The organism is Pseudomonas sivasensis (genome assembly GCF_021391435.1).
Classification (GTDB): Bacteria; Pseudomonadota; Gammaproteobacteria; order Pseudomonadales; family Pseudomonadaceae; genus Aquipseudomonas; species Aquipseudomonas sivasensis.
Genome location: NZ_CP090029.1, coordinates 5,268,767 through 5,289,437 on the forward strand (window position 1 = coordinate 5,268,767; position 20,671 = coordinate 5,289,437).

24 protein-coding genes are annotated in these 20,671 nt (G+C 59.5%); 10 read left to right on the forward strand and 14 right to left on the reverse strand.

Annotated elements, in window-relative coordinates; translation table 11 throughout:
* Nucleotides 1-14: 14 nt before the first annotated feature.
* From LRO94_RS23860 to LRO94_RS23885, 6 genes are all read right to left on the reverse strand, one after another.
* Complete coding sequence (locus tag LRO94_RS23860; protein WP_032885613.1) at nt 15-1,373, reverse strand: DUF1329 domain-containing protein; 1,359 nt, start codon at nt 1,371-1,373, stop codon at nt 15-17.
* A gap of 26 nt (nt 1,374-1,399) precedes the next feature.
* A complete protein-coding gene (locus LRO94_RS23865; protein ID WP_032885612.1) occupies nt 1,400-3,178 on the reverse strand; it encodes a DUF1302 domain-containing protein in 1,779 nt (592 codons plus the stop codon).
* Between the two features lie 482 nt (nt 3,179-3,660).
* The gene (locus LRO94_RS23870; RefSeq protein WP_032885611.1) at nt 3,661-4,572 is read right to left on the reverse strand and encodes an SDR family oxidoreductase; all 912 of its coding nucleotides are present in this window, start codon (nt 4,570-4,572) and stop codon (nt 3,661-3,663) included.
* 118 nt (nt 4,573-4,690) lie between these two features.
* Nucleotides 4,691-5,593 (reverse strand): alpha/beta fold hydrolase, encoded by a 903-nt coding sequence (locus LRO94_RS23875; protein ID WP_032885610.1) that lies wholly within the window; start codon nt 5,591-5,593, stop codon nt 4,691-4,693.
* On the reverse strand, nt 5,593-6,375 hold the full coding sequence (locus LRO94_RS23880) for a class II aldolase/adducin family protein (protein WP_032885609.1): 783 nt from the start codon (nt 6,373-6,375) through the stop codon (nt 5,593-5,595). Before LRO94_RS23880 ends, LRO94_RS23875 begins: the two co-directional genes overlap by 1 nt.
* 199 nt (nt 6,376-6,574) lie before the next feature.
* On the reverse strand, nt 6,575-7,030 hold the full coding sequence (locus LRO94_RS23885) for a flavodoxin (protein WP_032885608.1): 456 nt from the start codon (nt 7,028-7,030) through the stop codon (nt 6,575-6,577).
* 128 nt (nt 7,031-7,158) lie between these two features.
* On the opposite strand from LRO94_RS23885, the gene LRO94_RS23890 reads away from it, so the two are divergent.
* Nucleotides 7,159-7,626, forward strand: coding sequence for a PAS domain-containing protein (locus LRO94_RS23890; protein ID WP_032885607.1), 468 nt, complete (start codon nt 7,159-7,161; stop codon nt 7,624-7,626).
* Between the two features lie 59 nt (nt 7,627-7,685).
* The gene (locus tag LRO94_RS23895; RefSeq protein WP_032885606.1) at nt 7,686-8,291 is read left to right on the forward strand and encodes a hypothetical protein; all 606 of its coding nucleotides are present in this window, start codon (nt 7,686-7,688) and stop codon (nt 8,289-8,291) included.
* Between the two features lie 2 nt (nt 8,292-8,293).
* On the opposite strand, the gene LRO94_RS23900 is transcribed toward LRO94_RS23895, so the two are convergent.
* Nucleotides 8,294-9,253: a MerR family transcriptional regulator gene (locus tag LRO94_RS23900; protein ID WP_032885605.1), complete on the reverse strand. Its 960-nt coding sequence runs from the start codon at nt 9,251-9,253 to the stop codon at nt 8,294-8,296.
* Between the two features lie 214 nt (nt 9,254-9,467).
* Between LRO94_RS23900 and LRO94_RS23905 the strand changes: the two genes are divergently transcribed.
* From LRO94_RS23905 to LRO94_RS23930, 6 genes are read left to right on the forward strand one after another with little or no spacing between them, the layout of a single operon-like run.
* On the forward strand, nt 9,468-10,028 hold the full coding sequence (locus tag LRO94_RS23905) for an antibiotic biosynthesis monooxygenase (protein WP_032885604.1): 561 nt from the start codon (nt 9,468-9,470) through the stop codon (nt 10,026-10,028).
* Between the two features lie 57 nt (nt 10,029-10,085).
* Nucleotides 10,086-10,796 carry a dihydromonapterin reductase gene (gene folM, locus LRO94_RS23910; RefSeq protein ID WP_032885603.1) on the forward strand — a complete coding sequence of 237 codons (711 nt, stop codon included), beginning with the start codon at nt 10,086-10,088 and terminating at the stop codon, nt 10,794-10,796.
* Between the two features lie 20 nt (nt 10,797-10,816).
* Complete coding sequence (gene folE, locus LRO94_RS23915) at nt 10,817-11,377, forward strand: GTP cyclohydrolase I FolE (protein ID WP_032885602.1); 561 nt, start codon at nt 10,817-10,819, stop codon at nt 11,375-11,377.
* Between the two features lie 2 nt (nt 11,378-11,379).
* Complete coding sequence (gene folX, locus LRO94_RS23920; protein WP_032857710.1) at nt 11,380-11,751, forward strand: dihydroneopterin triphosphate 2'-epimerase; 372 nt, start codon at nt 11,380-11,382, stop codon at nt 11,749-11,751.
* A 16-nt stretch (nt 11,752-11,767) separates the two neighbouring features.
* Nucleotides 11,768-12,064: a DUF1244 domain-containing protein gene (locus LRO94_RS23925; RefSeq protein ID WP_010206472.1), complete on the forward strand. Its 297-nt coding sequence runs from the start codon at nt 11,768-11,770 to the stop codon at nt 12,062-12,064.
* On the forward strand, nt 12,057-12,398 hold the full coding sequence (locus LRO94_RS23930; protein ID WP_032885601.1) for a HopJ type III effector protein: 342 nt from the start codon (nt 12,057-12,059) through the stop codon (nt 12,396-12,398). The genes LRO94_RS23925 and LRO94_RS23930 overlap by 8 nt, the downstream gene beginning before the upstream one ends.
* A 102-nt stretch (nt 12,399-12,500) precedes the next feature.
* On the opposite strand, the gene trxB is transcribed toward LRO94_RS23930, so the two are convergent.
* Together trxB and LRO94_RS23940 are read right to left on the reverse strand one after the other, a co-directional pair.
* The gene (gene trxB / locus LRO94_RS23935) at nt 12,501-13,463 is read right to left on the reverse strand and encodes a thioredoxin-disulfide reductase (protein WP_010206474.1); all 963 of its coding nucleotides are present in this window, start codon (nt 13,461-13,463) and stop codon (nt 12,501-12,503) included.
* A 142-nt stretch (nt 13,464-13,605) separates the two neighbouring features.
* Nucleotides 13,606-13,746, reverse strand: coding sequence for a hypothetical protein (locus LRO94_RS23940; RefSeq protein WP_163033189.1), 141 nt, complete (start codon nt 13,744-13,746; stop codon nt 13,606-13,608).
* Here LRO94_RS23940 and cysZ point away from each other — a divergent pair.
* Nucleotides 13,745-14,509, forward strand: a complete 765-nt coding sequence (gene cysZ, locus LRO94_RS23945) for a sulfate transporter CysZ (protein WP_032885600.1) — start codon at nt 13,745-13,747, stop codon at nt 14,507-14,509. The two genes, LRO94_RS23940 and cysZ, sit on opposite strands and share 2 nt — an antisense overlap.
* A gap of 54 nt (nt 14,510-14,563) precedes the next feature.
* Complete coding sequence (locus LRO94_RS23950; RefSeq protein WP_032885599.1) at nt 14,564-15,766, forward strand: glycosyltransferase family 4 protein; 1,203 nt, start codon at nt 14,564-14,566, stop codon at nt 15,764-15,766.
* Here the strand turns inward: LRO94_RS23950 and LRO94_RS23955 are convergent.
* The 5 genes from LRO94_RS23955 to cgtA all read right to left on the reverse strand — a co-directional run bounded on the left by LRO94_RS23955 (nt 15,735) and on the right by cgtA (nt 20,533).
* Complete coding sequence (locus LRO94_RS23955) at nt 15,735-16,838, reverse strand: NADH:flavin oxidoreductase (protein WP_032885598.1); 1,104 nt, start codon at nt 16,836-16,838, stop codon at nt 15,735-15,737. The genes LRO94_RS23950 and LRO94_RS23955 overlap by 32 nt on opposite strands.
* A 164-nt stretch (nt 16,839-17,002) precedes the next feature.
* Nucleotides 17,003-17,485 carry a glutathione peroxidase gene (locus LRO94_RS23960; RefSeq protein ID WP_032885597.1) on the reverse strand — a complete coding sequence of 161 codons (483 nt, stop codon included), beginning with the start codon at nt 17,483-17,485 and terminating at the stop codon, nt 17,003-17,005.
* A gap of 101 nt (nt 17,486-17,586) precedes the next feature.
* Nucleotides 17,587-18,051 carry a CreA family protein gene (locus LRO94_RS23965; protein WP_032885596.1) on the reverse strand — a complete coding sequence of 155 codons (465 nt, stop codon included), beginning with the start codon at nt 18,049-18,051 and terminating at the stop codon, nt 17,587-17,589.
* A 15-nt stretch (nt 18,052-18,066) separates the two neighbouring features.
* Nucleotides 18,067-19,185: a glutamate 5-kinase gene (proB, locus tag LRO94_RS23970; protein WP_026013771.1), complete on the reverse strand. Its 1,119-nt coding sequence runs from the start codon at nt 19,183-19,185 to the stop codon at nt 18,067-18,069.
* Nucleotides 19,186-19,309: 124 nt separating this feature from the next.
* Nucleotides 19,310-20,533, reverse strand: coding sequence for an Obg family GTPase CgtA (gene cgtA / locus LRO94_RS23975; RefSeq protein ID WP_015885843.1), 1,224 nt, complete (start codon nt 20,531-20,533; stop codon nt 19,310-19,312).
* Nucleotides 20,534-20,671 lie beyond the last annotated feature (138 nt).

Here is a 20,671-nt window from a genome sequence, read left to right on the forward strand (position 1 = left end):
GCTTCGATCCGGGATCAGCGCACGCCTTCAGCCCTCAAGGCTGCCGGAGTGTAGTCCGCAGCCTTGGCCGCGAAGCCGAACACGAAGCTGCTCTTCTCCTCGTTCTTCATGCCCAGTGCGATGTAGCGCCCCGCAATGATGTCGTACAGGGTTTCGACCGTGTAGGCCGGCACCTGGTGGTCGTAGTAGAACTGCGCATGACCTTCGGCGACGCGCCACAGTTGGCCGCGACCGTCGTAGTGATCCACCAGTGCGACTTGCCAGCTGTCTTCGTCGATGTACATGTGCCGCTTGGCGTAGATGTGCCGCTCGCTCGGTTTGACCGTGCCGACCACTTCCCACACGCGGTGCAGTTCGTAGCGGGTCAGGTCCTGGTTGATGTGACCAGCCTTGATGATGTCGTCGTACTTGAGGCTCGGCGAGTCGAGCTTGTAGCTGTTATAGGGGATGTACATCTCTTTCTTGCCCACCAGCTTCCAGTCGTAGCGGTCGGGGGCCCCGGAGAACATGTCGAAGTTGTCGGTGGTACGCAGGCCGTCGGACGCGGTGCCCGGCCCGTCATAGGACACTTGCGGAGCACGGCGCACACGGCGCTGGCCGGCGTTGTAGATCCAGGCCAGGCGCGGTTCTTTCACCTGGTCGAGGGTTTCATGCACCAGCAGCACGTTGCCCGCCAGGCGCGCTGGGGCGGTGACCGATTGCTTGAAGAAGCTCAATACGTTGGCCGCCTTGGCCGCGTCGATATCCGGGATCGCTTGAGGCACCGCCACTTCTTCTTCGAAGCGGATCGGCGTGTAGCTGCCATTGGTCTGCGGGGTGGCCTGGGTGATGATGCGGCGCAGGTTACCGCCGTGGTAACGGGTGATGTGGTTCCACAGCACCTCCACGCCATTCTTGGGAATCGGGAACGCGTAGTAGCGGTTGCCGGTGAAGTTTTCCAGGCCGTTGCCGTCGTTGATCGCCTTGACGTTCAGTGCGCTGCGCTTGATCGATTCGTAGATGTCCGCCGGTAAGTTGACCGTACGGTGGCTCGGGTATACCGGAATCTTGTAGGTCTCGGGGTAGCGTTTGAACATCGCCACCTGGCCGTCGGAGAGTTTGTCTTTGTACTTGTCGACGGTGGCGGCGGTGATGACAAACAGCGGTTTTTCATTGGCGAACGGGTCGGCCAGGAAGCCTTTGCTGTCCACCGCGCCAGCGTTTTTCGGGATACCGCCAGTCCAGGCCGGGATCGAGCCGTCAGCGTTACCGGCTTTTTCGGCACCGACCGGCGTGAGGGTGGTGCCCAGCTTGGCAGCTTCTTCCGGCGACACCGCCGCCATTACGTGAGCAGCCAACAGACTCAGGGCCAACACTGCAATTGTCTTACGCATAAGTTCTTGTCCTTCTTTAAGCCAAATCAGAAGTTCACGCCGAAGCTGAGGGCGAGGAAGTCGCGGTCGGTCAGGGTGTTGTAGTCGCCACCAAAGAAATCGGTGTAGCTGAGGCTGGCGGTGTAGGTGCTGCGGTAGTCCGCATCCACACCGACGCTGATCGCCTTGGCGCCCTTGTTGAAGATCCCGTTGGGCCCATAGCCGGCCACGTCATGGGACCAGGACAGGTTGGGCTTGAGGTTCACCCCGAAAATGGCGTTGTTGTAGTCAAGGATCGCCCGCGCGCGGTAGCCCCAAGAGGTGGAGGTGACGAAACCGTCGGTGTCACCCTCGAAACCGTAAGCGCCGTAGACCGAATCGCGGCCGTAACGCAGTTTGGATTTGTCCTCCAGGCCAGCCACGTGCACCACGGCCGCTTCGCCCACCAAAGTCAGGCGTTCGGCGCCGAGGACTTGGTCAAAGAACTGGGTCATGGTGCTTTGGATCTGGGTGATTTCCTTGCGGCGGTAGCCTTTGTTGTCGCTGCCGAAATTGCTGCGGATGGGCGAGGCCAATTGGCCGGCGATTGGGTTAAGCAAGGCCAATGTCAGGTCGGTGGTATTCAACTGCACCGGGGCATTGGGCCGGTAGCTGATTTCCCCGGTCCACGCCGTGCCGGTGGGCAAGGTTGTGGAGAAACTCGCGCCGAACAGGCGGATGTCTTCCGGGTAGTCGAGGTAGTACTGGCCACGGCCGAGCATGGTGCTCTGGGCGAGGGCCTGACCGAAACCTCCAGCGGCGGCGGCGATGCCACCGATGGTTTGCAGTGTGGTGTTGTTGGTGATGGTGCCTACAGTGGGTGTGCGGCTGTGGTAATTCATGAAATACAAACCGTACTCGGTGTCGTCACCCAGCCAACGCAAAGCCGCCCCAAACTGACCGGAGTCCCGCGCATCACGGTCGCCCGCACGCTGTACCACCACACCCTCGCGCGTCACCACAAAACCCTGACCGCGGTTTGCCGCAATCGATTGCAGCGGCGCGATACCAGGGCTGCCTACAGTGTAGTTACCGGTGCAACCATCCGCCGCCACGTCACCGCCAAAGAAGGTGCCGCAGTTATCCAGCACGGTCTGATCCCACTCCAACTGATAAAACCCTTCCACGGTCAGTTGGTTGGTCAGGCTCTGGGACGCAAACAGCATGTTCACCGGGATCAGGCCTTCCTTGATCTCGGCACCCGGGCGGCGGAACGCCGACACGTCAATCGGGTTGATGCTGTTGATGGAGTTGCCGATGAAGGTACTTTCACCCCAACTGACCACCTGCTTACCGGCGCGTACGGTGCCCGGCAGGTCGCCCAGGGAGTAGTTGTGATAGACGAACGCATCGAGGATCTGCGCACCGCTGGACTTGGCGCCTTCCTTACGGTTGTGGTCGCTGATCTGCTTGAACTCGCGGTCTTCGTCCTTGAGCTCAAAGTCGTACCAGTACTTGCCGCGCACGAACACACCGGTGTCGCCGTACTTGAGTTCAAGGTCGTGCAGGCCCTTGAAGATTTTCGAGAAGGTCTCGCCCTTCTTGAAATTAAGCCGCCCGTCATCCCCCGTGGAAGCCTGGCCCGTGCCGCCATTGACGGTACCCACGAGTTTTTTATCGGCATCACGCATGCCCCAACTCGAACCCACCGACAACGACGAATCGAATTGCCCTTCGATCTCGCCAATATTGAACGAAACAGCCTGAGCCTGGGCACAGCAACCCAAGGCAACCGCAGCGGCCAGCGCCTGTGGCGTGAAGATGGCGCGCATTGTTGTTTTTGTCATGCGTCTTCCCCGGTGAGTGACAGAAGGCCCCACCCTACTGCCGCACATCAGGAGCGATAAGCGCACCAAGGAGGGATTCGTGTTGTCGCTCGAAAGGATTACCGGGCGCTCTGGCCTGGGTCTGGGCGGGGGCATGAACCGTGTGGATGGCGGGTTATCAGGGCCATGGATGGCGAGCGTCAAGACTGTTGCAGTTTTTACAACAGTCCTTGTCCCGAAGCGCTATTACTCATCTTGTCGCAAACGACTATTCTTGCCGGGCTTTCAGGGCAAACGGCCCGCTTCCCCAAACGGGAGAAAAGCCAGACTCAAATAGATTGATGTCTTTATTCAATCTGTTACCGGTGTTCACTGACGTTGATTTGTCGCTCCTTGATCCAACGTCTTACTTCAGCCGCTGCGTTTGCAGCGGCTTTTTTTTGCCTGAAATAAAACGGGGCGCCATCAGCGCCCCGTAAGATTCAAACTTTTTCAAGCAATGATCACAGGCTGTACTTCTGCAAGTTGGCCATCATCTCCTTCAAGGCCTCGATGTTGTCCTTGGGATGAGCCGCCCCTTCAAAGTCGCAGATCTGCTGCCAGTGCGCCGCCACATCGTCCGGTGAAAAACCGGCTTCGGGATCAAAGCCCACACCCAGGCTGCGCTCCCAGCGGGTCTTGCCAATCCAGCCACCGCCCACTTCAAACAACCCAGAAGTTTCCTGGCACGCTTCGCTGCCCAGGTACACCACGAGCGGGCTGACCAATTCCGGCTTGAGGCGCTCGAACACTTGCGGCGGGATCAGGCCTTCGGTCATGCGCGTGGCGCCAGTGGGGGCGATGGCGTTGACCAGGATGTTGTTCTTGCGTCCCTCCAGCGCCAGGGTGCGGGTCAATCCGTACAGGCCGAGCTTGGCCATGCCGTAGTTGGACTGGCCGAAGTTGCCGTAGATGCCCGAAGTGGACGCGGTGAAGATCACCCGGCCATAGCCTTGCTCACGCAGATGGGGCCAGGCGGCGCGGGTGACTTTGTAGGCGCCTTCGACATGCACCCGGTAAACCAGGTCCCAGTCGGCGTCTTCCATTTTGTGGAACGTTTTGTCGCGCAGGATGCCGGCGTTATTGACCACTACGTCGATGCGGCCAAAAGCGTCGAGGGCGTTTTGCACAATCTTGTCACCATCGGTGACAGAGTCGTGGTTGGCTTCCGCAATACCACCCGCCTCGCGGATCTCGGCCACTACACGGTCGGCCGCCGAAGCACTGGCGCCTTCGCCTTGGGTGGAACCGCCGAGATCGTTGACCAGCACCTTGGCCCCATGTTTAGCGAACAACAGCGCATGGGCCCGGCCCAATCCGCCGCCGGCACCGGTGACGATCACGACCTTATCCTGGAACTGCACTGACTCACTCATACCGAACTCCAATGGCGACAATGGGAATGGGTCGAGTGTCAGGCACAGGGCTGCCGGTCACAATAAAGACAGCCAAGGCTGAATGGTGCTCGATAAGGCAGGGGGATGATCCTAAGGCTCAGGAATAAGCCATGCGGGTTTCAACCTGCCCAATCCGATCACGAAACGCCTGGTAATGCTTGAGCACCTGCACCGGCGCTTCAATCTGTGGGTAGTGGCCGATGTTGGCCAGTAACACCGTGTCGGCATGGGGCACCAATTGGTGGTAACGCTCCACCATATGGACACCGGAGATCGGGTCGATCTCGCCGTCGATCACTCGCAATGGCACGTCACCCTGCTGCATCGCCGCCACCCAGCGATCACGCAGGCGCCGACGCTGGGGAATGTAGGCGATCAGCTTGTGCAGGATGCGCGTGCCATCGTTGCAGTCGATCAGGCTCCAGAAATCGTCCAGTGCGCTTTCGCTGGGCCGGGTGTTGGGGCCGAAGATCTGGCCGAAGCTGTCGGCCAGGGCATTGCGCCCGAATGCGCGGCCGATCATCCAGCCCAGCGGGCTGAGCAGGAGTTTTTGCACCAGCGCCGGGCGATGGGTTTCCGGGAACAGCCCGCCGTTGAGAAACACACAACTGGCCATCTTGAATCGGCCTTCATAGTGCCGGGCCAACAGTTCCTGAGCGACGCTGTCACCGTAGTCGTGGGCCAGCACGTGCACCGGCTGATCCACCCGCAGATGCTCCAGCAAAGCCTGTTGCAAATCCGCCTGTTCCAGGAGGCAGTAGCCATGGTCCAGAGGCTTGGCTGAATCGCCGAAACCGAGCATGTCGCAGGCGATGACCAAGTTGTGCTGGGCCAGGGGTTGCCACAGGTAATGCCAGTCCCAACTGGCGGTGGGAAAGCCATGGATCAGCAGCAACGGTTCGCCCTGCCCCGACACCCAGTAACGGATGGTGCGTCCGTGAAATTCGAAACTCTGGCTGCGTTTGCGCCAGGCTCTGAGCGGGATCTCGGCAAGTGGCATCAGCTTCTATACCCAGGATCTTGAGCATCCAATTTGCGCAGCAACGCCGGCCAGGCCAGCGCGCCCCCCATACCTTGAGCGCTCTTGGTGACAGCAGCGACCATGGCTTTGGCGCCCGCAAGAATCTGCGGACCAATGGCGATCAATTCAGCGCCGCCGTTTTGCGCCAGCACCTGGATATCGCAGGCGCGCTGAAAGGTGAACATCATCAGGAAGGTGTCGGCGATGGTACTGCCACAGGTAAGCAGGCCATGGTTGTGCAGCATCAAGAAATTATTGTCGCCAAGGTCGGCTTGCAGGCGGGCCTTTTCCTCGTGGTTCAGCGCGACGCCTTCATAGGCGTGATAGGCCAGGCTCGACAGCACGAAGATCGATTGCTGGCTGATCGGCAGCACGCCCTGTTTCTGGGCCGCCACCGCCACACCGGCGGCGGTGTGGGTATGCAGCACGCAGGTGACATCGTGGCGAACTTCATGGATGGCGCTGTGGATCGTGTAGCCCGCCGGGTTGATCTCGTAGGGGCTGTCCATCAGCTTGTTGCCGGCTTGGTCGACCTTTACCAGGCTCGACGCAGTGATCTCGTGGAACATCAGACCGTAGGGATTGATCAGGAAATCATCGGTGCCCGGCACCTTGGCCGAGATGTGGGTGAAGATCAGGTCGTCCCAGCCATGCAACGCCACCAGGCGATAGCAGGCCGCCAGGTCGACACGGGCTTGCCACTCGGCAGCACTGACCTGATCTTTGACATTCTGTGGCGGCACAACAGGGGCTAGGCTCACGGTAACGACCTCCTTGGCGCACTTCTTATTATTTTTTCGAGTGATGGGCCAGTCTAGTCAGACGCCCTGGCGGACGGAGTTGCCTTCGCAGCCAGCTTGATGACCGTACGAGTCAGCTATGAGAATAGTTTAGATCTATACAAACGGCGTCAAAGAGACGCCGTCAATAAAGGGACTGAAAACCGCTAGAACCGCTCAATCAAGCGCGCAGTGCAGTGACCAATTCTGCCAACCACGGCTCGGCATCAGCTTCCGGCGTCACGCTCTCGCTGGCGTCCAGGCGCAACATGGGCAGTACTTCGCGCACGCCCAACTCGCCAAACAGCTCGCGCATTTGCTCACCGCCACCACAAAAGGTGTCGCCATAGCTGGCGTCGCCCAAACCGATCACCGCACCGGGCAAACCGCGCCAGGCCGAAGGCAGTTGGTCGCGAATCATCGAATACAACGGTTGCAGGTTATCGGGCAGTTCACCCATGCCGGTGGTCGAAGTCACCGCTAGAAACGCCTCAGGGGCAAACGCCTGCACATCCGCCAGGGTCGCGCGCGGGTTGTGCCAGGCTTCAAAACCAGCGTCTTTGAGGATGCCGGCGGCGTGCCGGGCGACTTCTTCAGCCGTGCCGTAGACCGAGCCGGAAAGGATGGCGACTTTCATCAATCTGATCCTGTAGTTGAGCGAAAGCCTGGGATATTAACAGCGACGCAAATATTTCGGGGCGCACCGTGCAAGATTCACGACTTGCCATAAACTGCCCATTCCAACAACACGCCACGGACCGCTCAATGATTAACGCCAAGCTGATGCAGATGGTGATCGACGCTTCCAACGAAGGCATCGTGGTCGCCGAACGCGAAGGCGATGAAAAGCCCCTGATTTATGTGAACCCGGCCTTCGAACGGATGACCGGCTACACACTGGATGAAATCCTCTATCAGGACTGCCGCTTTCTACAGTCGGGCGACCGTGATCAGCCAGCGCTGACGGTGATTCGGGATGCTTTGGCGAAGGGTGGTTCGTGCCGGGAAACCCTGCGCAATTACCGTAAGGACGGCAGCCATTTCTGGAACGAACTGTCGCTTTCAACGGTGTTCAACACGGCTGATAAGCAAACCTATTTTATCGGCGTACAAAAAGACGTCACGCTCCAGGTCAAGGCCCAGCAGCGTGTCGAGCAATTAGAAAGCGAACTGGCCCAAGTCAAAGCCGAACTGGCCGCGTTCAAGTCGACAAATGGATTGAACAAAATTTAGAAAATACGGCCATATGAGCGGATAATGGCACTTTAATGCCCCTCTATTGAGCAAGCACAATGCAACGCGATGCGCTTCTGACCAAGGATGAGCTGGATTTCATTCAGAACATGCAACACAACCCGCAACTTAATCTGCGGGATGCGTCGTCGAGCCTGACCGTCAACGGCGGTGCGCAGATTCGCGACTTGCTCACCCGCCTGGCCGCCCACGACCATGTCACCATCCAAGCGCAGTTCGACAACCAGCAACTGACCTTTCCCCTCCAATTGGTGGAGGATGAGTTCAATGCAGTGCATCTGCGTCTGGGTGTGCCGAGTATTTTTGAAGACGGCCCGGTGATCCGCGCCTGGCGCCTTGCACTTGAAGCTCCGGTGGCCCTGGAGAACATCAAGGGCACCGCAAGTGCGCTGTGGGTGCATGAGGTGTCATTCAAGGGCGTGCTGGTGGAGATTCGTGGCCGTATCAAACCACCAAAAACCTTTTCCCTTTGGTTCAGCCCTTCCGGCTATGAGCGCATTGCCCTGCGCGGCGCCTTTGAGAGGGAAACCGCGCGGGGTTTGTTTGCCTATCGCCTCAGTCAAAGCGATGCGGATGAAATCGAACGCCTGCGCCAGTTCATCCTGCATCAGCACCGCCTGGTGCACCCGCAGATGCACGCCTGAGTTCAGGTATCCAGGTTACCGCTGAGGAACTGCTGCAAGCGGCGTTGCATTTGGCGCCCTTCGCTGCCCAGACAACCGATGGAGGAACCTGCCAGCGCGCTCTGCGCCAGGTCCGACACTGCGCCAGCAAGAAATAACGGGCAATCAAGGGTCAACGCCAAACGATTGAGGCGGCCAGCCAGATCAACGTTATGGGAGTGGTTGGAGAAGATGATCAGCGCCTGGGGATGAGTCTTTTCACATACGAGGGTCAGCTCATCAAACGGCTGCCCCATCCCCAGCACCTTCACGACCAGGTCATCGCTGCTCATCAACAGCGCCGCCACCAGCAACTCCAGTTTGCGGCATTCGCCGGGTATGGCTGACAGCAATACCCGAGGCGCAGGCGACAGTGTCGCCGCTTGCAGGCGCTGAAAGGCATGGATACGCAAGAAGGCGTCGAAAAACAGCCATTCGCTGGCTTGACCAAAACGCCCCTGGTGGCGCAAGAGCTCGTTCCAGAGAGGCATCAGGATCTCTTGGAACGCCACGTTGAGGGGATAGGTAGCGAGAATCTGGCCATACAGGCTTTCCAACTGACGGTCGTCAAAGGCCTTGACCGCCAGCAACAGCCTCGCCCGCCATTGCGGCAATTCGCTTTCTTCGACTGAGTCGCGCTCAGCGCGAATCGCTTCGGCCTGCTGATCGTCGCGGGCGAGAATCTTGCCGACCTTGCTGACCGCCACGCCACGCTCAATCCAACCAAGAATGCGATTGACCGTCTCAATATCGGCCTTGGAGTAGAGGCGGTGCCCACTTTCGGTGCGGATGGGCTGGATCAGGCCGTAACGACGCTCCCATGCACGCAAGGTGACCGGGTTGACGCCTGTCAATCTTGATACATCACGAATTGGAAAAAGCTCAGCGCAATCAGGCGAATCCAGATGCGAAATGCTGTCAGCAGGAGCAGTAATCACGGGCATTCAAGACCAACAAACCAGCGGTAATTGGGTGGTCATTTAACGCCTATAGACCCCTCTTTTTCAAGGTGTGTACTTTTCGGACCAATGTCGCTGGCGTATTTCAGCAAAACCGGAATAATCCTTGCCTGTTTTTTCTACGTCGCTGCAACACCCCGCAGCTTCGTTTGTGCGCCACCTACCCGGATCAGCGCACCCGTACATTTGGAGATACACAATGTCTACCTCTCCCGTCACCTTGATGGTTGCGCGCCGCGTCGCCAAAGGGCGCTACGAAGAACTGATGGCCTGGCTGCGCGAAGGCGAGCAATTGGCTACCGACTTCCCCGGTTATCTGGGCTCCGGCGTACTTGCACCGCCGCCCAACGATGACGAATTCCAGATCATTTTCCGCTTCGCCGACGAAAAAACACTGCATGCCTGGGAATTCTCCGCCTCCCGTTGTGCCTGGCTTAGCCGCGGCAGCGATTTGTTTGCCGACCCCTCCGAGCACCGTGTGCGCGGCATCGATGGCTGGTTTGGTGCCGCGGGTGCCCGTCCGCCGCGCTGGAAGCAGGCCGTGGCAATCTGGCTGGCGTTTTTCCCGGTGTCGCTGCTGTTCAACTTTGTCTTGGGGCCATTGCTCAATGGGCTCGACCTGGTGCCTCGCGTACTGGTCAGCACGATGGCACTCACGCCTCTGATGGTTTACTGGTTCATTCCGCTGTCGACACACCTGTTGGCGAACTGGCTGCATCCCACGCCTGCACCGCGCAAGGCCACCGAAGCGGCGGCGTGAGTACAGGGGCGACCCGTCGCTGGTATGATTTGCGCCTGCCAGCGACGCGAGCCTCCCATGACTGCAAAGAACGCCCCGATCCTGATCACCGGCGCCGGCCAACGTGTCGGCCTGCATTGCGCCCAGCGCCTGCTGGACGAGGGCCAACCGGTGATTTTCAGCTACCGCAGCGAACGCCCCGGCGTGCAGGCCCTGCGCGAGCGTGGCGCGATCGGTGTGTTTGCCGACTTCTCCAACGAAGCTGGGATCCTGGCGTTTATCGCTGAACTGAGTACCCACACCCAAAGCCTGCGCGCGATCATCCACAACGCCTCGGCCTGGGTCGCGGAAACGCCGGGCGACGAAAGCCGCGCGTTTACCGATATGTTCAGCGTACACATGCTTGCGCCGTACCTGATCAACCTGCATTGTTCGACCTTGCTGCAACGCTCTTCACCTGCCGATATCGTGCATATCAGCGATGACGTGGTGCGCAAGGGTAGCCGCCAGCACATCGCCTACTGCGCCACCAAGGCCGGGCTCGACAGCCTTACGCTGTCGTTTGCCGCGCAGTTCGCGCCGCTGATCAAAGTCAACGGCATCGCCCCGGCGATGGTGATGTTCAACGAAGACGACGACGCGGCCTATCGCACTCGGGTGTTGGCCAAATCAGCCCTGGGCATCGAGCCCGGACCCGAGGTGATTTACCAGAGCGTGCGCTACCTGCTGGACAACCCCTATGTCACCGGTACCACCCTGACCGTCAACGGCGGGCGGCATATCAAGTAAGCCGTTTGTGAGGATGTTGTATGACCTTATCCCTGCCCCACCATTACCGCGAGATCCTCAAGAACCTGGGCGAAGACCCGGAACGCGAAGGCTTGCTCGACACCCCCAAGCGCGCCGCCAAGGCCATGCAGTACCTGTGTCATGGCTATGAGCAGAACCTCGAAGAAATCGTCAACGGTGCACTGTTCGCCTCCGACAACGACGAGATGGTGATCCTCAAGGACATCGAGTTGTACTCGCTGTGCGAACATCACCTGCTGCCCTTTATCGGCAAGGCCCACGTGGCCTATATTCCGACCGGCAAGGTGCTCGGCCTGTCGAAACTGGCGCGTATTGTCGACATGTTCGCCCGGCGCCTGCAGATCCAGGAAAACCTCACGCGGCAGATCGCCGACGCGATCCAGGACGTGACCCAGGCCGCCGGCGTGGCCGTGGTAATCGAGGCCAAGCACATGTGCATGATGATGCGCGGCGTGGAAAAACAGAATTCAACCATGAACACCTCGGTGATGCTCGGCGCGTTCCGCGAGTCGAACACCACGCGCATGGAGTTCCTGCAACTGATTGGACGGAGCAAGTAGCAATGCCACAACTTCAACCAGGCATGGCGCGCATCCGGGTCAAGGACCTGTGTCTGCGTACCTTCATCGGTATCAATGAGGACGAAATCCTCAACAAGCAGGATGTGCTGATCAACCTGACCATCCTGTACGCCGCCCAGGACGCCGTGCGCGACAACGATATTGACCACGCGTTGAACTACCGCACTATCACCAAGGCGATCATCGCCCACGTAGAAGGCAACCGCTTCGCGCTGCTGGAACGCCTGACCCAGGAATTGCTGGACCTGGTGATGAGCAATGAATCGGTGCTGTACGCCGAGGTCGAAGTGGATAAGCCCCATGCGCTGCGCTTTGCCGAATCGGTTTCGATTACCCTGGCGGCCAGCCGCTGACATTGAAGTGGACCCTATGAACGATCAACAACGCCTCGAACTCGAAGCCGCCGCTTTTCGCCGGCTGGTAGCACATCTGGACAGCCGCAAGGATGTACAGAACATCGACCTGATGAACCTCTCCGGTTTCTGCCGTAATTGCCTGTCCAAGTGGTACAAGGCCGAGGCCGACGAGCGCCAGATCGAGCTGAGCCTCGATGACGCTCGTGAAGTGGTGTACGGCATGCCGTACGCCGAGTGGAAAGCCCAATACCAGAAAGAAGCCAGCGCTGACCAACAGGCAGCGTTCGCCAAAGGAAAAACCCATGACTGATTTGAACACCCTGCGCGCCAGCCTCAACAGTGGCGAACACGTCTTTGCCGACACCCTGGCATTTGTCGCGGCCGGTTACGATTACCAACCGCAGGCCTTCACCAATGGCACCGTGGAAAACGCGGCCGGGCAGAATGAAGGGTCGTGCAAGACCTTGGGTTTGGCGGTGCTGGAAGGCTTGAGCGACCAAGAAGCGCTGCTGGCGTTTGGTGAGCATTACCGCTCGGTGGTGGCGACGCCTGAGGGCAGCGACCACGGCAATATTCGGGCGTTGATTGCCCATGGGTTGGCCGGTGTGAAATTCACCGCGCAGCCCCTTACCCGCAAATCCTGAGTCAGACGCGGATCAAAATGTGGGAGGGAACTTGCCCCTCCCACATTTAAATTGCACTCATAAAAAAACCGGCCTCGCAGCCGGTTTTTTTATTCCAACGATTTAGAACGAAGCGTCCTTCAAACCGTCGAGGTAACGCTCGGCATCCAGTGCTGCCATGCAACCGGCACCAGCCGAGGTAATGGCCTGGCGGTACACGTGGTCAGCCACATCACCGGCAGCAAAGATGCCTTCGATATTGGTGGCAGTCGCATTGCCTTCACGGCCGCCCTGCACCACCAGATAACCGTCTTTGGCTTCCAGCACGCCTTCGAACAACGAGGTGTTCGGAGTGTGGCCGATGGCGATGAACACGCCGTCGACTTTCAGCTCGTCGAAGCTGCCGTCGTTGTTTTTCAGGCGAGCACCGGTCACGCCCATGTTGTCGCCCAGGACTTCGTCCAGGGTGGCGTTGAGCTTGAGGATGATCTTGCCTTCAGCGACACGGGCGTGCAGCTTGTCGATCAGGATCTTCTCGGCGCGGAAAGTCTCGCGGCGGTGAACCAGGGTCACGGTACTGGCGATGTTGGCCAGGTACAGCGCCTCTTCAACGGCAGTGTTACCGCCGCCGACTACAGCGACCGGCTTATTGCGGTAGAAGAAACCGTCGCAGGTCGCGCAGGCGGAAACGCCCTTGCCCATGAACGCTTCTTCCGATGGCAGGCCCAGGTAACGGGCGCTGGCGCCAGTGGCGATGATCAGCGCGTCACAGGTGTAGACGCCGCTGTCGCCGGTCAGGCTGTAAGGCTTTTTCGAGAAGTCGACTTGGTTGATGTGATCAAAAACGATCTCGGTTTCAAAGCGCTCGGCGTGTTCTTTCATACGCTCCATCAGCACCGGGCCAGTCAGGCCGTGGACGTCGCCAGGCCAGTTGTCGACTTCCGTGGTGGTGGTCAACTGACCGCCCGCCTGCATGCCGGTGATCAGCAGCGGCTTGAGGTTGGCCCGGGCAGCATAGACAGCAGCGCTGTAACCGGCAGGGCCGGAACCGAGAATAATCACTCGCGAATGACGGGTATCAGACATGACTCACTCCTATCGACCGCCCGGACTACAAGGCGGCTGGAATAAAAAAGGACTGCGAAGCACTTGGGGAAGGCTTTAACTCGCAGATCCTGAAAATAATGGGTGCAGCGTATAGAGGGGGGCAAGATTAAGGAAATACGGTTTAACAATCCAGCTCATAGGCGGTCTCTATGCTGTCAGCCCAGCTAATCGAGGCGTTTGTTACTGTTGATGTCGCCGCTTTCGCCTCGGATACAAAGTCGGTAAGGTCGGCGCGTTCGTCATCCTGCTCGGAGTTCTCCATGCCTGCCCCTGTTCTTTCCGGCCCGCAATACCTGCGTGAAGGCCTCAAACTGGTGTTGAGCCCTGGCCTACGCCTGTTTGTGCTGCTGCCGCTGATGATCAACCTGGTGCTGTTCGTCGGATTGATTTACTTCGCCGGCCACCAGTTCAGCTTGTGGGTCGAGCACTTAATGCCGACGCTGCCGAGTTGGCTGAGCTTTTTGAATTACCTGCTATGGCCGCTCTTTGTAGTGCTGGTGGTGCTGATGGTGTTTTTCACCTTCACCATGCTCGCCAATATCATCGCGGCGCCGTTCAATGGCTTTCTCTCAGAGAAGGTAGAAGTGGTGGTGCGCGGTACCGATGACTTCCCGGCCTTCAGTTGGGGCGAGTTGATCGCCATGGTCCCCCGCACCCTGGCCCGAGAAATGCGCAAGCTCGGCTACTTCCTGCCACGGGCGATCGGCCTGTTTATCCTTTCGTTTATTCCCGTGGTCAACCTGATCGCCGCGCCACTGTGGCTGCTGTTTGGCGTATGGATGATGGCAATCCAATACATCGACTACCCGGCAGACAACCACAAACTGGGCTGGAACGAAATGCTCGCCTGGTTACGCCAGAAACGCTGGCAGAGCATGAGCTTTGGCGGGATCGTCTATCTGGTGCTGCTGGTGCCGGTGGTCAACCTGCTGATGATGCCGGCAGCGGTGGCTGGCGCCACCTTGTTCTGGGTGCGCGAGCAAGGCGCCGAGGCGATGGCGAACCCCAAGGTCACCAAGTCATAAATCCATCATCTGGATGACACAATGGCGACATGGCCCACACGGACACTGTGGGTCATGACGACAGCCTCGCTTCATATCACCCTCATCACCGAAACCTTCCCGCCAGAGATCAACGGGGTGGCCAATACCCTTGGTCGCCTGTGCGAGGGTTTGCGCGCGCGCGGCCATCAAGTCGAACTGGTACGCCCACGCCAAGGCGTCGATCAGAGCCGGCTCAGCGACGACGAACTCCTGCTGTGCCGCGGCTGGCCACTGCCGGGTTATCCGGGCCTGCAGTGGGGTCAGTCGTCGATGCACAAGTTGCTGCGCCGGTGGACACGCCAACGCCCGGACGTGCTCTACATCGCCACTGAAGGCCCGCTGGGCTTGTCGGCACTGCGTGCAGCACGGCGCCTGGGCATCAGTGTGGTCAGCGGCTTTCACACCAATTTCCAACAGTATTCGAACCAGTACGGCTTGAGCCTGCTCAGCCGAATGGTCACGCATTACCTGCGCTGGTTTCACAACCGTTCGACATTGACCCTGGTGCCCAGCGCCAGCCAACGCCTGGAGTTGGAGCGTCGGCATTTCGAGCGTTTGGGAATGTTGTCGCGGGGTGTCGACAGCCAGTTATTCCACCCGACCAAGCGTGACAATGCACTGCGTGAAAGCTGGGGTTTAGAGAACGACGATATCGCTGTGCTGCACGTTGGCCGCCTGGCCCAGGAGAAAAACCTCGGGCTGCTCAAGCGCTGCTTTGATGCGCTACAGAAAACCTACCCATCCCGCCCAATGAAGCTGATTGTCGTCGGGGACGGCCCGCAACGGGCGCTGCTGGAGCACGACCTGCCCGAAGCAGTATTCTGCGGCACCCAACGCGGTGAAGAGTTGGCACGGCATTACGCGTCGGGAGACCTGTTTCTGTTTCCCAGCCTGACGGAGACCTTCGGCAATGTAGTGCTGGAAGCCATGGCCTCAGGCCTTGGTGTGGTGGCGTACGACCAGGCTGCCGCAAGCCAGCACCTGCGGCACGGCTATAGCGGCGCACTGGCGATGCCGGGGGATGAGGAGGCGTTTTGCGATGCAGCCATCTGGCTGCTGGAAGAACGCGAAACGTTGCGCAGGGCCCGCCTGAATGCTCGTCAACATGCCAGTCGCCAGGGTTGGCCAGCGATTATCGAGCAGTTCGAACGCCAGTTGCGCGGTGTGTGCGAGGACGGGCACCTGGAGCCCGCCCTGACGCCACTTACACCAGAGTCGTCAACGCCTCACGACTGAATGGCAGGATGTCACCCTCACGTCCTTCACGCACCTTCACGGCCCAATCCGGGTCAACCAACAACGCACGACCTACGGCAACCAGATCAAACTCGTCGTTGTTCAGGCGCTCAAGCAGTTTTTCCAGGCTGGCCGGCTGCGCGACTTTGTCGGTGTTGACCATAAACTGCAGGAACTCGCCATCCAGGCCGACACTGCCCACGGTAATAGTTGGTTTGCCGGTGAGTTGGCGCGCCCAACCGGCCAGATTGAGGTCGGAACCTTCGAATTCCGGCTCCCAGAAACGTCGGGTTGAGCAGTGGAAAATATCCACGCCGGCGTCGGACAGCGGCTTGAGGAATTCACCCAACGCCTCAGGGGTTTGTACCAGACGCGCGGTGTAGTCCTGCTGCTTCCACTGGGAGAAACGGAAGATGATCGGGAAGTTAGGGCCGACAGCGGCGCGCGTAGCCTGGATCAGCTCGATGGCAAAACGCGAGCGGTTGGCCAGGCTACCGCCGTACTCGTCGGTACGCTGGTTGCTGCCTTCCCAGAAGAACTGATCGACCAGATAACCGTGGGCGCCATGGATTTCAACGCCGTCCATGCCGATGCTTTGGGCGTCTTTGGCGGCTTGGGCGAAAGCGTTGATCACGTCCTTGATATCCTGGGCGGTCATGCCGTGGACCACCACGTTGCCGTCCTTGAGTTTCTCCATCGGACCATAGGCCGGCACGCTGGCATCAGGCTCAGTGCCGATACGGCGCACGCTGCCGACATGCCACAACTGAGGGACAATCTTGCCGCCTTCGGCGTGCACGGCATCGACCACTTTCTTCCACCCGGCCAGGGCCGCTTCACCGTAGAAATGCGGGACATTCGGGTAGCCATTAGAGGCCTGGTGACCGACCACGGTGCCTTCAGTGATGATCAAGCCCACGCCAGCGGCCGCACGGCGACGGTAGTATTCGATGACGTTGGAATTAGGTACACCACCCGGAGAAAACGAGCGGGTCATCGGCGCCATGACCACGCGGGTCGACAGTTGCAGTGCACCGAGCTGGAAGGGTTTGAACAAGGCTTGGACGGGCATGGAGCACTCCACGGGAGACTGGGTTTATGATGCGGATAATATGAGGAGTGGAACGCGCCCGGTAGCACTATTGATTTTGGTGATTAAGGGGTAAAAGCGGTGGGGTATTTGGGCTGCTACGCAGCCCATGGCGGGAAAGGTCCGCTCACCACAAGAGAAGTGATTTAGCTCAAGGCTTTTTCGATGGCCTGGACGATCGAAGGGTCTTCCGGCGGGGTACGCGGTGAGAATCGAGCGAGGACCCTCCCATCTTTACCCAGCAGGAACTTCTCAAAATTCCAGGTGATATCGCCGGGAAATTCGGCCCCCTCACCCGCCAGCAACCGGTAGAGCTGGTGACGCTCAGGGCCATTGACATCGAGCTTGCTGCCTAAGGGAAAGGTCACGCCGTAGTTCAGGCTGCAGAACTCGCGGATTTCGTCCTCAGTGCCCGGTTCCTGGCCGGCAAACTGGTTGCACGGCAGGCCCAGCACAGTAAACCCTTGGTCCTTGTACTGCTGATAGAGGTTCTCCAACGCCGCATATTGCGGGGTCAGGCCACATTTGGAGGCTACATTGACCACCAGCACTACTTGCCCCTTGAAGGGCGCCAGTGGCAACTCTTGTCCGTCCAAAGCTTTGAGTTTCAGGTCGTGGAAAGCACTCATGACGAACTCCAGATATCCCATGTTCTTAGCAAAGCGGCGCCTTGAGGTTACAACCCGCAAGCCTGCAATCATAGACGCCGATTACAAAACCCGCCTGCGGATTACTGAGCGGTCGGCCACGGCAAAATCGGAATTGCGGTCACGGCGTTCTGCGGGCTGCCCTCGATCAGGCGGTCGCTGTAGACCAGGTACACCAGGGTGTTGCGCTTCTTGTCGAGGAAACGCACCACTTGCATGGTTTTGAACACCAGCGAGGTGCGTTCCTTGAACACTTCGTCGCCGTCCTTCAGTTCGCCCTTGAAGCGGATCGGGCCGACCTGACGGCAGGCAATCGATGCTTCAGCGCGATCTTCGGCCAGGCCCAGGCCGCCTTTAACGCCACCGGTCTTGGCGCGGGACAAGTAGCAGGTCACGCCGTCGACCTTGGGGTCGTCAAACGCTTCGACGACAATTCGGTCGTTGGGGCCGACGAATTTAAACACCGTCGACACCTGGCCAACCTCTTCGGCGCTGGCCAGCAACGGCGTCAGCAACAGCAGGCCCAACGCAAACTTCACTAAACGCATCGTATATTCCTTTGGTTAGACCAGGATCAGGTTGTCGCGGTGAACCAGTTCAGGTTCGGCCATGTAACCTAATAGTCCGACAATCGCGTCAGACGATTGTCCAATAATTTTCTGTGCTTCCAGGGCACTGTAATTGGCCAGGCCACGGGCGATCTCACGACCGTCGGGCGCTACGCACACCACCATTTCGCCGCGGCGGAAGCTGCCCTGTACCAGCTTGACGCCCACCGGCAGCAGGCTCTTGTTGCCCTGGGACAGTGCCGATACCGCGCCGTCGTCCAGCACCAGAGTGCCACGGGTTTGCAGATGCCCAGCCAGCCACTGCTTGCGCGCCGCCAGCATGCCGCGTTCCGGCGACAGCAACGTGCCGATGCGTTCGCCAGCCTTGAGGCGGTCCAACACGCGCTCCAGGCGCCCACCGACGATAATGGTGTGGGCACCGGAGCGTGCAGCCAGACGCGCAGCCCGCAGCTTGGTCTGCATGCCGCCACGGCCCAGGGCACCGCCGACACTGCCGGCCACGGCGTCCAGCGCCGGGTCATCGGCGCGGGCTTCATAAATAAGCTGCGCATCGGGGTTGTTGCGCGGATCGGCGTCGAACATGCCGTCGCGATCAGTGAGGATCACCAGCAAGTCGGCTTCCACCAGGTTGGCTACCAGCGCGGCCAGGGTGTCGTTGTCGCCGAAACGGATTTCGTCGGTGACCACGGTGTCGTTCTCGTTGATCACCGGGATCACCTTGAGCTCCACCAGGGCGCGCAACGTACTGCGGGCGTTGAGGTAGCGCTTGCGGTCGGACAGGTCGTCGTGAGTCAGCAGGATCTGCGCCGTGTGGCGGCCGTGCTCGGCGAAGCTGGACTCCCAGGCTTGCACCAGGCCCATCTGGCCGATGGCGGCAGCGGCTTGCAGTTCGTGCATCGCGCTGGGTCGCGCGGTCCAGCCGAGACGGCTCATCCCGGCGGCAACCGCCCCGGACGACACCAGCACCAACTCGACACCAGCCTCATGCAAGGCCACCATCTGCTCCACCCAGACGCTCATTGCTGCGCGATCCAGGCCTTTGCCATCCGCCGTCAGTAGCGCACTTCCGATCTTTACGACCCAACGCTGCGCACCTGTCACTTTGCTCCGCATCATCTTCAACCTTAGATAGAGGGCCGCGCGACCCAGCGCTGCCCATAACGTTATTCGTGGCTACGTAATACCCAGATACCAAAACGCCGCTCATGTGAGCGGCGCTTAAGTTTACTGCAACGAATCAGTCGCGCACGTAAATGATTTCTGGACCGTCTTCATCATCCACGTCTTCTTCGTCCCAATCGTCGTCGCCGATGTCGTGGACCGACTTCACGCCGCTGCGGCGCAGGGCACGCTGGTCGTCCAGAGCTTGCAGCTGGGCACGGGCTTCGTCTTCGATCTGCTGGTCGAGTTCGGCGAGTTCGGCCTTGAACACCGGGTCGGCCGCCAGGCGGTCAGCACGGTCTTCGAGGTAGCGCATGATGTCGCGGGTCAGGCGCTCGGTGCCTTCTTTGGCGATGGCCGAGATCACGTAGACCGGACCCGTCCATTCCAGGCGATCAACGATTTCCTTGACGCGCTCCTCGTGCTCTTCCTCGAGGATCTGGTCGCACTTGTTCAGCACCAACCAACGATCACGCTCGGCCAGGGCCGGGCTGAACTTGGTCAGCTCGCTGACGATCACTTCGGCGGCGTCTGGTGCACTGGTGTCATCCAATGGCGCCATGTCGACGAGGTGCAGCAGCAAACGGGTGCGGGACAAATGCTTGAGGAAGCGAATCCCCAGGCCTGCGCCGTCGGAAGCCCCTTCGATCAGGCCAGGAATATCGGCGATCACGAAGCTTTTCCAGCGGTCAACGCTGACCACGCCCAGGTTTGGCACCAGGGTAGTGAACGGGTAGTCAGCGACTTTCGGCTTGGCGGCCGATACCGAGCGGATGAAGGTACTTTTGCCTGCGTTCGGCAAGCCCAGCAGACCCACGTCTGCCAGTACTTTCATTTCCAGCTTGAGGTCTCGCTGCTCACCAGGCTTGCCCGGCGTGGTCTGGCGCGGTGCACGGTTGGTACTGGACTTGAATCGGGTGTTGCCCAGACCGTGCCAGCCACCCTGCACAACCATCAGTTTCTGGCCGGCCTTGGTCAGGTCGCCGATCACTTCCTGGGTCGCGGAATCGATGATCGTGGTGCCAACCGGTACGCGCAGTACCAGGTCTTCGCCTTTTTTACCGGTGCAGTCCGTACTGCCTCCGTTGGAGCCACGCTCGGCATCAAAGTGCCGGGTGTAACGGTAGTCGACCAGGGTGTTGAGGTTTTCGTCGGCCATCATGTAGATGGAACCGCCGTCACCGCCGTCACCGCCGTTGGGGCCACCGTTTTCGATGAATTTTTCGCGACGGAAACTCATGCAACCGTTACCGCCGTCGCCTGCTTTTACTCGGATGGATACTTCATCAACGAACTTCATAACAAAACGCCTCTCGCCGCGTGGACGAGCTTAAGAAACCAAGACATAAGACTCTTGCAAAAATGAGCGCAGCGACCTCAATCAGCGACCGCAAATCCAGCGCCGGAGCCCATCACAAACAGCTTTGCAAGAGACTCA

What these genes read in the sequence shown, in the direction of transcription:
- LRO94_RS23860 (WP_032885613.1), bottom strand. Translation starts at nt 1,373, where the DNA reads ATGCGTAAGACAATTGCAGTGTTGGCCCTGAGTCTGTTGGCTGCTCAC.
- LRO94_RS23865 (WP_032885612.1), bottom strand. Translation starts at nt 3,178, where the DNA reads ATGACAAAAACAACAATGCGCGCCATCTTCACGCCACAGGCGCTGGCC.
- LRO94_RS23870 (WP_032885611.1), bottom strand. Translation starts at nt 4,572, where the DNA reads ATGAGTGAGTCAGTGCAGTTCCAGGATAAGGTCGTGATCGTCACCGGT.
- LRO94_RS23875 (WP_032885610.1), bottom strand. Translation starts at nt 5,593, where the DNA reads ATGCCACTTGCCGAGATCCCGCTCAGAGCCTGGCGCAAACGCAGCCAG.
- LRO94_RS23885 (WP_032885608.1), bottom strand. Translation starts at nt 7,030, where the DNA reads ATGAAAGTCGCCATCCTTTCCGGCTCGGTCTACGGCACGGCTGAAGAA.
- LRO94_RS23890 (WP_032885607.1), top strand. Translation starts at nt 7,159, where the DNA reads ATGATTAACGCCAAGCTGATGCAGATGGTGATCGACGCTTCCAACGAA.
- LRO94_RS23895 (WP_032885606.1), top strand. Translation starts at nt 7,686, where the DNA reads ATGCAACGCGATGCGCTTCTGACCAAGGATGAGCTGGATTTCATTCAG.
- LRO94_RS23900 (WP_032885605.1), bottom strand. Translation starts at nt 9,253, where the DNA reads ATGCCCGTGATTACTGCTCCTGCTGACAGCATTTCGCATCTGGATTCG.
- LRO94_RS23905 (WP_032885604.1), top strand. Translation starts at nt 9,468, where the DNA reads ATGTCTACCTCTCCCGTCACCTTGATGGTTGCGCGCCGCGTCGCCAAA.
- folM (WP_032885603.1), top strand. Translation starts at nt 10,086, where the DNA reads ATGACTGCAAAGAACGCCCCGATCCTGATCACCGGCGCCGGCCAACGT.
- folE (WP_032885602.1), top strand. Translation starts at nt 10,817, where the DNA reads ATGACCTTATCCCTGCCCCACCATTACCGCGAGATCCTCAAGAACCTG.
- folX (WP_032857710.1), top strand. Translation starts at nt 11,380, where the DNA reads ATGCCACAACTTCAACCAGGCATGGCGCGCATCCGGGTCAAGGACCTG.
- LRO94_RS23925 (WP_010206472.1), top strand. Translation starts at nt 11,768, where the DNA reads ATGAACGATCAACAACGCCTCGAACTCGAAGCCGCCGCTTTTCGCCGG.
- LRO94_RS23930 (WP_032885601.1), top strand. Translation starts at nt 12,057, where the DNA reads ATGACTGATTTGAACACCCTGCGCGCCAGCCTCAACAGTGGCGAACAC.
- trxB (WP_010206474.1), bottom strand. Translation starts at nt 13,463, where the DNA reads ATGTCTGATACCCGTCATTCGCGAGTGATTATTCTCGGTTCCGGCCCT.
- cysZ (WP_032885600.1), top strand. Translation starts at nt 13,745, where the DNA reads ATGCCTGCCCCTGTTCTTTCCGGCCCGCAATACCTGCGTGAAGGCCTC.
- LRO94_RS23940 (WP_163033189.1), bottom strand. Translation starts at nt 13,746, where the DNA reads ATGGAGAACTCCGAGCAGGATGACGAACGCGCCGACCTTACCGACTTT.
- LRO94_RS23950 (WP_032885599.1), top strand. Translation starts at nt 14,564, where the DNA reads ATGACGACAGCCTCGCTTCATATCACCCTCATCACCGAAACCTTCCCG.
- LRO94_RS23955 (WP_032885598.1), bottom strand. Translation starts at nt 16,838, where the DNA reads ATGCCCGTCCAAGCCTTGTTCAAACCCTTCCAGCTCGGTGCACTGCAA.
- LRO94_RS23960 (WP_032885597.1), bottom strand. Translation starts at nt 17,485, where the DNA reads ATGAGTGCTTTCCACGACCTGAAACTCAAAGCTTTGGACGGACAAGAG.
- LRO94_RS23965 (WP_032885596.1), bottom strand. Translation starts at nt 18,051, where the DNA reads ATGCGTTTAGTGAAGTTTGCGTTGGGCCTGCTGTTGCTGACGCCGTTG.
- proB (WP_026013771.1), bottom strand. Translation starts at nt 19,185, where the DNA reads ATGCGGAGCAAAGTGACAGGTGCGCAGCGTTGGGTCGTAAAGATCGGA.
- cgtA (WP_015885843.1), bottom strand. Translation starts at nt 20,533, where the DNA reads ATGAAGTTCGTTGATGAAGTATCCATCCGAGTAAAAGCAGGCGACGGC.